This is a genomic window from Novosphingobium aquimarinum (genome assembly GCF_009746585.1).
In the GTDB taxonomy this organism is placed as follows: domain Bacteria; phylum Pseudomonadota; class Alphaproteobacteria; order Sphingomonadales; family Sphingomonadaceae; genus Novosphingobium; species Novosphingobium aquimarinum.
In genome coordinates this window covers 29374-42132 of the sequence record NZ_WRPO01000023.1, presented here as the reverse complement: position 1 = coordinate 42132, position 12759 = coordinate 29374, and the positions used below count along the sequence as shown (strand labels likewise).

At 59.6% G+C, this 12759-nt stretch carries 9 protein-coding genes; 6 read left to right on the top strand and 3 right to left on the bottom strand.

What is annotated here, in order from left to right; translation table 11 throughout:
- Positions 1–2 precede the first annotated feature (2 nt).
- The 3 genes from GQO94_RS17480 to trbB are packed head-to-tail and all read right to left on the bottom strand — an operon-like array spanning position 3 to position 1587.
- A complete protein-coding gene (locus tag GQO94_RS17480) occupies positions 3–278 on the bottom strand; it encodes a VirB3 family type IV secretion system protein (protein WP_010240658.1) in 276 nt (91 codons plus the stop codon).
- Positions 278–601: a TrbC/VirB2 family protein gene (locus GQO94_RS17475; RefSeq protein WP_269748775.1), complete on the bottom strand. Its 324-nt coding sequence runs from the start codon at positions 599–601 to the stop codon at positions 278–280. The genes GQO94_RS17480 and GQO94_RS17475 overlap by 1 nt, the downstream gene beginning before the upstream one ends.
- A gap of 5 nt (positions 602–606) precedes the next feature.
- On the bottom strand, positions 607–1587 hold the full coding sequence (gene trbB / locus GQO94_RS17470) for a P-type conjugative transfer ATPase TrbB (RefSeq protein ID WP_156842701.1): 981 nt from the start codon (positions 1585–1587) through the stop codon (positions 607–609).
- A gap of 179 nt (positions 1588–1766) precedes the next feature.
- Here trbB and GQO94_RS17465 point away from each other — a divergent pair, with 179 nt between their 5' ends.
- The 6 genes from GQO94_RS17465 (at position 1767) to GQO94_RS17440 (ending at position 12681) form a co-directional block, all read left to right on the top strand.
- Entirely contained in the window at positions 1767–2987 is a 1221-nt protein-coding gene (locus GQO94_RS17465) for a cysteine desulfurase family protein (protein ID WP_156842700.1), read from the top strand.
- A gap of 69 nt (positions 2988–3056) precedes the next feature.
- On the top strand, positions 3057–4013 hold the full coding sequence (locus tag GQO94_RS17460; RefSeq protein ID WP_232332998.1) for a DUF4007 family protein: 957 nt from the start codon (positions 3057–3059) through the stop codon (positions 4011–4013).
- A complete protein-coding gene (locus tag GQO94_RS17455) occupies positions 4010–7378 on the top strand; it encodes an ATP-binding protein (RefSeq protein WP_156842699.1) in 3369 nt (1122 codons plus the stop codon). Before GQO94_RS17460 ends, GQO94_RS17455 begins: the two co-directional genes overlap by 4 nt.
- Positions 7375–8214 (top strand): phosphoadenosine phosphosulfate reductase family protein, encoded by an 840-nt coding sequence (locus tag GQO94_RS17450; protein WP_156842698.1) that lies wholly within the window; start codon positions 7375–7377, stop codon positions 8212–8214. The genes GQO94_RS17455 and GQO94_RS17450 overlap by 4 nt, the downstream gene beginning before the upstream one ends.
- Before the next feature lie 136 nt (positions 8215–8350).
- Positions 8351–10771, top strand: coding sequence for a sensor histidine kinase (locus GQO94_RS17445; protein ID WP_156842697.1), 2421 nt, complete (start codon positions 8351–8353; stop codon positions 10769–10771).
- Positions 10768–12681, top strand: a complete 1914-nt coding sequence (locus GQO94_RS17440) for a hypothetical protein (protein WP_156842696.1) — start codon at positions 10768–10770, stop codon at positions 12679–12681. Before GQO94_RS17445 ends, GQO94_RS17440 begins: the two co-directional genes overlap by 4 nt.
- Positions 12682–12759: the final 78 nt, after the last annotated feature.

Sequence of the window (12759 nt, the reverse complement as noted above, 5' to 3'; positions counted from 1 at the left end):
GCTCAGACCTGCAGATGCGCGGGGAACCGCAGATGCCGCCGCGCGACATCGACGAATTGAGGATCGTGCCGGGCGGCCCAGACCGCGACCATGTGGCCGAGCGCGAAAAACGCGGCGCCTGCGATCCACAGCTGCAGACCCAGTCCGATTGCGCCCGCCAACGTCGCATTGGCGATAGCGAGCCCGCGCGGCGCACCGCCGAGCAGGATATGCTCGGTCAGCGCCCGGTGAACTGGAACAGCAAAGCCGTTCGGCAGAGGAGATTGACCGCTGTCCATCAGACCAGCGTTCCGCCGCCGAAGGAGAAGAACGAAAGGAAGAAGGAGGACGCGGCAAAGGCGATCGAAAGCCCGAAGACGATCTGGATCAGGCGCCTGAAGCCTCCCGATGTATCCCCGAAAGCGAGCGCCAGCCCGGTGGCGATGATGATGATCACCGCGACGATCTTGGCGACCGGGCCCTGGATGGATTCGAGGATCGCCTGGAGCGGCGCTTCCCACGGCATTGACGAGCCGGCGGCATGGGCCGGCGCCGCAAATGCCAGTGCAATGACGCTGCCAACGATCAAAGCGGACAGGCGCGGGTGCGCTCGCGACAAGATATGGGTCACGAATGGTCTCCTGTTGTGGATGGAAGGGGTGCGAGGACGTATTCGCCGGCGGCATCGAGTCCGCGCACTTCGGCGAGTTCGGCAAGGCGCCGCCCGGTGCCGTCGCGCACGAGCACGGCGATGATATCGATGGTTTCGGCGATCAGCGCGCGCGGCACGGTGACCACACTTTCCTGGATAAGCTGTTCGAGCCGCCGCAGCGTGCCAAGCGCCGAACCAGCGTGAAGCGTGCCGACCCCGCCTGGATGACCGGTGCCCCACGCTTTCAGCAGATCAAGTGCTTCTGCACCGCGCACCTCGCCAATGGGAATGCGATCGGGCCGCAGGCGCAGCGCGGACCGGACAAGATCGGACAAGGTCGCAACGCCGTCCTTGGTCCGCAGCGACACCAGATTGGGCGCTGCGCATTGCAGCTCCAGCGTATCCTCGATCAGGACGACACGGTCGGACGTGGATGCGACCTCGGCGAGCAACGCATTGGTGAGCGTCGTCTTGCCGGTCGAGGTGCCGCCGACGACCAGAATGTTCTTTCTCGCAGCGACCGCACCGGCAAGCGCTTCAGCCTGCCATTTGCTCATGATCCCGGTCGTCACGTAATCGGCCAGCGCGAACACCGCGATAGCTGGTTTGCGGATGGCGAAGCTCGGGGCGGCAACCACCGGGGGCAGCAGGCCTTCGAAGCGCTCGCCGCCTTCCGGCAGCTCGGCGGACACACGCGGTGCGCTTGCATGAACCTCGGCGCCGACATGATGGGCGACCAGCCGGATGATGCGCTCGCCATCGGCTGCGCTCATCAGACATTCGCTCGCCGCGAGACCCTCGCCCAACCGGTCGACCCAGAGACGCCCGTCGGGGTTGAGCATGACTTCGATGACATCGGGCTCGTCGAGCCAGCGAGCGATGTCGCCGCCAAGCGCAGTGCGCAGCATGCGCGCGCCGCGCGATGAGACTTCGGATCGAAGGGGGATGACGCTCATGGACTGCCTCGGATGCGGCAACCGACCACCGGCTGCGTTCGCGAGGCAGATCAAAAAGGCATTACTTTGCCCTCAGGCAATAGCGATCTGCAGTGAGGGTAGAAGGGCGAAAAATAAGAAATAAAAGACAAGGCCAAATCGGAAGGTCGTCGCCATTCAGTCTCGAACACCGCGCGATCGTGGTTGCTTTGCATGGCCAGGTTTGGTCTTATCGGTGCACCGATTTCAATGAAGGTTGTTCCTTGCGCAGACCCGGCCCCGCCTATCTCGATTTCATGGCCTCAACTCCGGTCGATCCCTCGGTGATCGATGCGATGGCGGATGCGATGAGCAATGACTGGGGCAATCCGCATTCGGATCATGCGCATGGCCTGCAGGCCTCGAAAATTGTCGAACGATCGCGCGAAGCGCTCGCAACGCTGCTCGGTGCCGGAGAGGACGAAATCCTCTTCACCAGCGGAGCAACCGAGGCGAACAACCTCGCCATCAAAGGTGTCATGAGCTCAGCGGAACGACGCGGAAACCATCTGGTGGTGTCGTCGATCGAGCACAAATGCGTGCTGGAAGCCGCCCGTTCGCTCGTGAAAACCGGGATCGAGGTCACCGAAGTCAAACCGGGGGCAGATGGCCGCGTTCGCGCAGAAGCCATCGCGCAGGCCCTGAGGCCCGACACGGCGCTCGTATCGGTCATGCACGCCAACAACGAGACGGGCGTCATTCAACCCGTGCGCGAGATTGCCGAAATCTGTCATCGCCAAGGTGTTCTGTTTCACACAGACGCGGCGCAGACCGTCGGAAAGATCGATGTCGACTTCAACCATACCGGTGCCGATCTGCTGAGTTTCTCCGGTCACAAGTTCTACGGTCCAAAAGGCATCGGCGGCCTTGTCGTGTCGCGCGCCGCGCGGTTACGGCTCGTTCCGCAGCTTGATGGCGGTGGACAGCAGCCTCTCGGACGCAGCGGTACAGTGCCGGTTCCGCTTTGCGCCGGGCTTGCAGCGGCGGCGCGGCTTTACGAGCGCCACGGCCAGTCGGCACGCACACATATTCAATCATTACAAAGACTTTTAGAAGATCGGGTCACCAGGAAGGGATGTCCTTTCACTATCAATCCGCATGCCGAGCGCATCCCGGGTTGCACGAGCCTCAGGGCCGAGGGAGTGAATGCGGAAGACATCCTCTTGCATGCCCGCGGCGAACTATCGGCATCGACAGGCTCAGCCTGCAACTCAGGCAGCATCGAGCCATCTTACGTCCTGTTGGCGCAAGGGCTTTCCTTTGACGAGGCTTCGTCGTCCGTTCGCATCGGGATTGGCCGAACCACTTCCGAGGCCGATATCGACCGTGCCGTCAGTGCGCTCTTGGCCGCGCACGAGAAAGCCTACCGAGCAGCGGCCTGAAGCGTAAATTTCCAAGCAGGGCCCGCATCGAGGTTGCCAACTGGGGGAAATCACCAGTAGGAAAAAGCTATGCTCAGAGGCCCTCTTGGACAAACCGGCGTGAAGACGCGCTTTGCGGGACATGAAACCTTTCCGCTGAGGCGGCTGTGGCTACGCAAGGCTTACGATGCGGTCTGCGAGGATGCGGAGGCTCCGGCCCCAAATACCTTCGACAAGGACGAAGGGATCATCCGGTTCGGAGTCGGCAAGAATATGGTTGCGGCAATCAAGCATTGGGCGCTCACTTGCCGAATCATTGAAGAAGACCCGGAGCGGGGTGTCGGCGCCTTGAAGGCAACGTCCTTCGGCAAGCTCATCTTCGACCGCGATACAGGTCTCGATCCATTCATGGAAAGCCTCGCGACCACATGGCTGCTCCATTGGCAGATCGCCAGCAATTTCGAGCGCGCGACGACATGGTATTATGCGTTCAACCATCTGAATGCACACGGGTTCGACCGCGACGGCATTGCCGAGCCGATCCGGCTGCTGTGTGCCCAACTCGACCGGTCGCGGGCCTCCTCCACAACGATCAAGCGCGACGTGGAGTGCTTTGTCAGATCCTATGTCGCCAAGGTCGGCGCGGGCGCGGTTGACGATCAGGTGGAAACCGTACTTGGCGAACTTGGCCTTATGCGCGAAGTGTCATCGCGATCGTTCGCTTTCCGCCATGGGCCCAAGCCCGGCTTGCCCAACGGTATCTTCCTTTTTGCGCTTGCAGATTTCTGGGCAAGGCGTGCACCCGAGCAAGCAACGCTCGCCATCGATACGCTGGTATACGAGTCCGGATCGCCGGGGCGGATCTTCAAGCTAGACGAGGATGCGCTGATCGACCGGCTTGTCGATATCGAAAGGGTCGCCAAGGGCGCCTTTCTGTGGACCGACAGCGCAGGCGTGCGCGCGATTGCCAGGCGGGGAGAAGGCCTGCCTGATCCGGCCTCCTTCATCGCCAGCGCCTATCCGCACACCAAGGCGCTCGCGGCATGACGCAGGCCTATCTCTCAGACCATGTTTCGGTCGCCCCACGCTACCAAAGATCGATCAGGATCGATGCCGATTTTGGCCAGGCCGATCCCCTCTCCGGTTATGTACTTCAAGGATCGGCGCGCGATGCGTTGACCACCACGCTCCGCCTCGCGACAAACGGACAGGGCGCGTTCACCTGGACGGGCCCTTACGGCGGCGGCAAGTCGAGCCTCGCGCTTGCGCTTGCCTCCTATTCGCTCGGGCGCGGGCCCGCCTACAGGGAAGCGAAGCAACTGCTTGGCGATGTGCCCGAAGTGGCCGACGTTTTCGGGCGTGCGCCCAAGGACTGGCTCTGCGTGCCCGTGAGCGGTCGGCGGGGCAACCCGGTGGCGGACCTGCGCGAGGCGCTCGCATCAGCAATCGCTGGCGCCCCGGGCCACGCTCGGACCAAGCGGTCCAGGATGGAAGCCGCTGACGGGCGCGATATCGTCGAGCGGCTGCAACGCGAGGTTGAAGCGCGTCCCCAGGGCGGGGTTCTCGTCATTGTCGACGAACTGGGCAAATATCTGGAAGGTGCTGCCGATCACGCCATCGACATCCATTTCTTCCAGGATCTCGCAGAGGCGGCCAATCGCAGCGAGGGAAGACTTATCGTTGTGGGCGTGCTGCACCAGGCTTTCGAGCGCTATGCGGATCGCCTCGGGCAAAGCGTCCAGGACGAATGGCGCAAGGTTCAGGGCCGCTTTGCGGATGTCCCGATCATTACGGCGGTCGACGAGGTCATCGAATTGGTCGGTCGTGCCGTCACGACAGAGCGTTCGCACCCTCAGTCGCATCCAATTGCCGCTATTGTTGCCAGCGAGATTGCCGAACGGCGACCAGGTGTGCCCAAGGATCTTGCGGAAAGGCTCGACGATTGCTGGCCTCTCAACCCTGCGGCGGCAGCGCTGCTCGGGCCGATCACCCGGCGGCGCTTCAGCCAGAACGAACGCAGCCTGTTCGGTTTTCTTGCCTCGGCGGAACCCAGCGGCTTCACCGAATTCCTTCAACGCACGACGCTCGCCTCGGGAAGAACCTTCGGACCGGCAGAACTTTGGGATTATCTGCAGGTCAATCTGGAGCCGGCGATCATGGCTTCGCCCGACGGCCATCGATGGGCACAGGCCGCAGAGGCCATAGCGAGGGCGGGCCGCGACGGCAGCCACCTGCGCTTGCAGATCGCGAAGACCGTGGCGGTCATCGATCTGTTCAGCAATGGATCGGGTCTGGCAGCCTCATCCCGGACGATTGCGGCAAGCCTCGGTCATTCCGATGCGGACGTCGAAGAGCAGCTTGCCGATCTCGTGAAGATTTCGGCGCTGGTCTACCGTCGCCATCTCGGCGCCTATGCAATCTATGCCGGCAGCGATTTCGACATTGAGGGCGAAATCGAGGCCCGCATCGCCGAACGCGGGCGGCTCGAGATAGCGTCTCTGAACGATCTCGCCTCGCTGCAGCCGATTCTGGCCAAGCGGCATTACGCCGAATATGGCACGCCGCGCTGGTTCGACGCACAAATCGGCGAACTGGCGCCGCAAGGGCTTGGTCCGAAAGACGTTCGGGTTAGCGCCGGGGCTGCTGGCAAGTTCCTGCTGCTTCTGCCTGGGATCGACGTCGATCCCGGCCAAGCGGAGGCGAGTCTGATCGAAGTCTCGCGCACGGAGCATCGGCACGGTCTGCCCGTAATTGTTGGTCTTGCATCGAACAGTGCGGACATTCGCAAAACAGCGATCGAGCTCGAAGCCGCGCGAGACGTGCGCAACGAAAGCCCCGAACTGGCCGGAGATGCAGCCGCCAGGCGCGAGATCGATGCCCGCATTGCCCATTTGTCCGCGCAGCTGGAAGGTCTCCTGAGAGAGGGTTTCGAGCGCGCGCACTGGTTCGACACTGGTAAGCCGCTCGATTTGCAGTCGCTTTCCTATGGCCTGTCGCAAGCAGCAAGCGATATCGCCCGGCGGACTTTCCGGCAGGCTCCGATCGTGCATTCCGAACTCATCAATCGTCGGCGGCCTTCGAGCAATTCCAATGCGGCGTTGCGAGCCCTGTTGCATGCTATTGTAGTGGGCCGCGGCGAGCAGCACTTCGGGATCAAGGGCTATCCGGCCGAGAAGGGCCTAGCGGTTACCGTTCTGGAACGCGCGGGTCTCTATGTCCGGCAAGGCGAGCGGTGGGACTTCGTTCCGCCCGGCGAAACCAGCACGTTCGCCCCTCTCTGGTCGCTAACCGATGGCCTGCTCGAAGCCGGCGAGCAGGTTGGTGTTGCCGATATCTACCGGGCTTGGGGCGAGCCGCCTTACGGCGTGCAGCAAGGCGTGATGCCCCTATTGCTCGTGACCTATCTTTTCTCGCGCCGCCACAGCACTGCGATCTATGCGAAAGAGGCCTTCCAGCCGGCCATATCCGATCTGGTCATGGATCTTCTGCTGCAGGACCCCGAACATATTGCGCTGAGATCTGTTCCGACCGATGCCGCTAATGCGGTCGCGCTGAAGGAATTTGCAGCCGTCGCGAGCGAGTTCGTTGAAGAGGCGCCATCGGAGGAGCCGCTCGAGATAGCGCAGGCGCTCGTGCAGTTTGCATACAGCCTTCCCAACTGGTCGCGCAAGGCGCAAGCAACGCTTTCCAAGCAAGCCATCGATGTGCGCCGCTTGTTGCTCGATGCGGACGATCCCTACCAGCTCCTCTTCGTTGACATCCCCCAAGCGCTCGAAACTTCGGGCGAAGGCACCGCACCTGCGCTGCGCACGGTCCTGAGCGAACTTGATCACGCTTACCCAGACATGATCGAGGATCTGAAAACCCGGATGCTGGAGGGTCTGAAACACCGCGATGCCGGCAATCTCTCGGAGTTGGTGGAACGAGCGAAGCGAATAGCCGGTCACGGAGGAGACGACCTCAAGCTTCGAGGCTTCATCACGAGGCTGGCCGAGTTCGATGGGTCGACGGAAAGCATGGCGGAAATTTGCGGTCTCGTGATGGGTAAGCCGGTGACGACGTGGCACGATCTCGAGCCGAGTCGGGCGGGGATGCAGCTGTCGGAATACGCCTACCGGTTCCGACGCGTGGAACTGTTCGGCGACAGCGACCAGCAACCGACCCAGACCGCGGTGATGGTGATGGCGGGTGTCGGGTCGACCGAACGAAGCGTCGTCCGCAGAGCACAGATTGCAACCGAGGCGCAGAAGCGCCTCGGGCCACTCCTCGACGAGATCGGCAAGACGCTCGACGCCGCACAGCTCGAGCCCGATATGGTGCTCGCCGTGATCGCGGAGCTCGCACAGCGTTATATCGAGGATGACGGCGAGCGCGATGTCACTGTGCCCATCAGCGCGGAGAAGGAAGCGTGACCGGCGAGGCGATGCATGTTCTGGGTCTGTCCGGTGGACGAGACAGCGCTGCCCTCGCGGTCTGGATGCGCGATCACCGCCCGGACATCGATGTGCGGTATTTCTTCACCGACACCGGCAAGGAGCTACCCGAGGTCTACGATTATCTCGGCCGCCTTGAGGGCTTCCTTGGCAAGCCCATTGAAATGCTCAACCCTGGTCGGGACTTCGATTTCTGGCTAGCCGAATACGGCCATTTTCTGCCTTCCCCGCGGACACGCTGGTGCACCCGGCAGTTGAAAATTCAGCCATTCCAGAAGTGGCTCAAACCGCATCTCGACGCAGGCGTGGAGGTGCATTCCTATGTCGCGATCCGCGCCGACGAACCGAGCCGTTCGGGGATGATCGCAACCCACCCCAACATGCACGTCCATTTCCCATTGAGGGAGGCCGGCCTCGACAAGGCTTCGGTCATCGGCCTGCTGGAAAACTCCGGGCTTGGCCTACCGGATTACTATCGCTGGCGCTCTCGCAGCGGTTGCACATTCTGCTTTTACCAGCAGAAGATCGAATGGGTGCGGCTGATGCGCGAGCACCCGGACGCCTTCGAGGAAGCCAAGCGTTACGAGAAATCAGCCATCGAGCACGGTTCACCGTTCACCTGGACCCAGAACGAAAGTCTCGAAGAACTGGCGCGGCCGGAGCGGGTTGCCGAGATCGAGCGCAATCATGAAGAGCGCAAGGCACAGGCGCTCGCTCGCAGAATGCCAAATCCGCTGAGAGCACGGATCACCGATAGGACGGTGGAACAGATGCTTGCGGACGAGGACAGCGGCTGTCTCGTCTGTCACAAATGACGAAGCCTACAAATATCGAGGCTCAAGTTTGCAATCTATGATGTCGACAAATCAACTTTCCTTGGTTCCGGGGGCATGCTTGAGATGCCAAAATTAGAATACTGTCATTTTACCATTTCCGTTCTATGTGCCCGTGATGTTTAAGGTTTCGGCCCGCACCGTTCTTGAGCTCGGCTCAGAGCTCATCAGCTCCGACGCGATCGCATTCTATGAGCTTATCAAGAACGGTGTTGACGCAGGGACGAAGGACGGCGTCACGATCAAATTCAAGGTTGTCCTCGCCCGCAGGGACTATCTCGAGTTGCGCCATACCGTGAACCGCCTGCGAAAGATGCCCGACAATGGCAATCATGCGGAAGATGAGTTCGATTTCGAGGAAGCGCTTGCCGAACTGCTCGATGAAACCCGTGCCCGCTTCTTCAGCGATGCAGGTAAGCTTTACGATAGGGCGATCGAATTTCTCGAGGATATCGACGATCTCGACGAATACGATGCTGCGCTAGAAGAGATTGATGCGCTCAACCAGGTAACGGTTTCTGACACCGGGTCGGGCATGTCCTTGGAACAGCTCGAAACCGTGTTTCTGGTTCTCGGAACCAAATCGCGCAAAGAAGAAGTCGACACTGCGTTTGAAGACGGTGTCAGCGAAGCTCCGTATTTGGGCGAGAAAGGCATAGGCCGGCTCTCCGCAATGCGTCTTGGCGACCGGCTGACAGTTCGAACCGCCCGTGAAGAAGACGAGACCTTCAACATCTTGGACATCGATTGGACCGACTTCGAAGATCCGCAAAAGATGATCGAGGATGTCACGATCGAACCGCGCGTGGGCGGAGAGAAGCCGCAACCGGACTACAGCGGGACTGACATTCGCGTCCGCAGGCTAAAGGCCAATTGGGATCGCAACCGTGTTGAACGGCTTGCCGTTGATGATTTTTCGTTGCTTGCCAACCCGATTGGAAAGCCCAAACGCCACCGCATTGCCATTTTCTGGAACGGCGAGCGCATCAATTTTGCCCGGCTTGACAAAAATTTCCTTTCTCATGCCCACGCGACCCTCAAGGGTGAGTATAAGATCCGGGACGGCTCTCCCGAACTCACGCTGCGAATGGAGCTCGTCAATCTTGGGTTCGAGCATCCCGTCGAGCACCAGATCGAGACATTGAAATTCGACGATTTGCTCGCCGCACTGGTCGGCCTGCGTCAAAAACGCAGCCGGGAAAACAAGCGTGATGTAAACGCAGCCGCACTGACTGACGTCGGACCTTTCAATTTCGAACTCTATTGGTTCAATCGCGCAACGCTGCGAAAGGGCCGGAGTACAGGCGATTACCAGGCTTTGCGCAAATTGCTCGACCAATGGATGGGAGTGCGGCTCTATCGCGACGGATTCAGGGTCTATCCCTATGGTACCGAAGATGATGACTGGCTCGAACTCGATCGCACAGCTCTGCGCGCAAAGGGCTATGCGCTCAACCGGATTCAGTTTGTCGGACAGGTAGATATTGGCCGCTTCAGCAATCCGCATCTAATCGACCAAACCAACCGAGAGGGTTTGCGGCACACCCCAGAAGAAGCGGTTCTCAAAGAGGCGATACAGCTCGCTGTCGACAGGCTACGCGACGAAATGAAGCGCGTCGAAAACGCTTTCAAGAAAAACAAGCCGAGAGTGCCGACGGACCCGACCCGTACGAAAGCCCTCGAACAGCGGATGAAGAAAGCAATTCGCGCGCTCGCCCGATCGGCCGATGAAGACCAGCGAGAGATCGTCGCCGAGTTTGAAGAGATGCGTGAAGAATTTTCCCGGTATGCCGCAGAAGCGCGGGAGCGGATTCTCGAGCTCGAGCAGGATACCGATCAGATGGTCGCGATGGCCGGCGTAGGTCTGATGGTCGAGGTCGTTGCCCACGAATTGGCTCGATCCGCCGAGGATGCGCTCGACACGCTAAACAAGCTTCAGCGTAAAAACGTACCGGAAGAGGTACGAAGCAGGTTGGAAAGTCTGCGCGCGTCGATGAAAGCGATAAGCAAGCGGCTTCGTATTCTCGACCCGCTCAGCGTGAGTGGCCGACAACGCAAGGAGGCGTTCGAACTTGACGAGCTTGTCCGCGACCTCCTCAGTGCCCACGAAGCGCAGTTCGACCGACACCATGTCAAACTTGAAACGCATTTCCCCGATCGTCCGGTTGCGCTGAAAGCCGTCAAAGGCATGGTCGCACAGGTTATTGAAAACCTCGTTTCCAATTCTGTTTACTGGATGGATATTGAGCGCGAACGCAAACTGGGCTTCAAGCCGCTGCTCACGATAGCGGTGGAGGACAATCCACCGCGGGTACGGGTAACCGATAATGGGCCCGGTATATCGCCCGAATACGCCGAGCGGGTTTTCGACCTGTTTTTCTCGCTGAAGGACAAGAGCCGACGGCGCGGACTCGGGCTGTTCATTGCCCGCGAGGCAGCGGAGCACAATGGCGGCGCGCTTGTCATCGACACCGAAATTGTAAACCGCGAGGGACGATACACCACGTTCGATTATCGCGTCATCGGGAGCGATGAATGACGGACAAAGAAATCATCGCCGCGGCGGGCATAAAGTCCGCGCTCATTGTCGATGATGGCTATGACCTAGTACCGCGCGCGAGCGAGCTTGCAGATGTAGACTGGGATATCTTTTTCGACGACGCCATTGGCGACGCGCTCGAGCGCTTGGAAGCCGTTTTCCCGGGCTTTGACCCCGATGAGAGAGCCGATCTTCGCGGTGATGACGCCTTCATTCAAGCGCTGTGGGAACACCGTGGAGTTCTTGACGATCTGGTTCGCGACCTGTTCGCCGACTATGTCGCGAAGAGCCTGCGAGACATCAAAGCTCTCGGTGAGATCGAAGAAATACTGACCGATCTCGGGATTGCGTTCACCAAAGCAGGACGCGACTTTGTCAAAGCTGCCGAGCAGGTCGACCTCATCATCATCGACCTTTTTCTTGGTGCCGCCCAGTCGGACGAAGACAGGCAAACGACTGTAGCCGGCCTGAAAAAAGTGATCGACGGCCGTGACGCCCCCCCCGCAGTTGTTCTGATGTCGCAGATCAACCTCACAGAAGAGGCACCCGGGCTTCGCGACGAGGTCGAGCTCCACGCATCCGGTTTCCGCAGCATCCAGAAAAAGGTAATCAAGAAGGGCGCTCGAATGCGGCGCATCATCGCAACCTTGGCGACGCACCGTGAAGATAGTCTCTTGCTGGCGGAATTCACTAAGAAGTGGAAGACCGGCGCATCTGACGCGGTCGAACGTGCGGGACGAGAATTGCGAAGAATCGATATCGACGACCTGCATCATATCAAATCGCTGCTTTTATCAGCCGAAGGACTGCTGCCATCAAGCTATATGGTCAGCGTTCTCGACCGCGTCCTTCAATATGAAATCGAAGCCGACAAGGAAATCCTGTCCGGAGCCGAGGCGCTAGACAAAATAAGCGACAAGCCGGCTCCTTTGACGATCGCTAAGGGAAAGGACAGTTTCCGCCTCATCGAGCGGACGGTCTTCGCTAATCCCGAGCGGCGCAAGCGAGACAATGGCTCGGTCTGGCCACTCACATTTGGTGACATTCTCATGTCCCGGCTCCAGGGATCGGTCAGCAAGGCCAGCATTTTCAAAGGCGACCCAAACAGGGTGTTTTTCGTTGCCTCGCCGGAATGTGATCTGCTGCGTGGCAAAAACCTCCACGCAGCACTGCTTATCGGAGGTACCCTAGAACCGCTCGCTATGACGGAGCCACTTTTTGGCGAAGACAAGACGACGCCAATCATCACACGCGGGAAGAAGCGTTATCAGATCAGATGGGACTTCGGATTTCCAGCTACAATTACGCTCCAACGCGCGAAAAATCACTTGGCGTCGGACGGGTCTGCAAAGATTGCGGAAACTTTAAGGGACGTTAGCGCCCTCAATCTGCGGCAACAATATCTCGATCACATCGGACGCGTGGGAATGATGGCCCTGCCTCCTCGTACTTTCAACATAACCGTGCAATGCGCCTATCCGACAAAAAATGGCGACCTCGTCGTAATCAAGATCGGTAGCAAATCCGATCTGACAGGTGTGATGCATATCGATCAGCGCACCAAGACCGCACGCATCGCCTTCGACCAGACGCAGGAAGACGATTTTGCCGATGCGATCTTGGGTATCGACCTCGGTGATGTCGCCACCAATAGTCGATCCGAAATAGAGGCGCTCCAGCAGCAAACCCAGCTTCAGCAGTTGTTCCGCACAGGCTTCCAGAACCTAAAATATCCACTTAAACCCAGCCAAGCGGCCCAACTAATCGCTCCTTCCAGAAGTGTGGGCAACGATGCGAGCCAGAAAAATAAGCCGATTGGCAAGCTATTTGATGGCGAGAGCTCGCATCCTTCGGCCAGTGTGCTGCAGAATTCTGGTTTCGCTTTCACACTACTTTCCGAGCACGACTAGGCCTCTTTCACAACTTCGCCCTGTGATGAGCGTCTCTCCTCGCGATCGAAAACAATATTCAGCTAGGTCCGAAGTAGG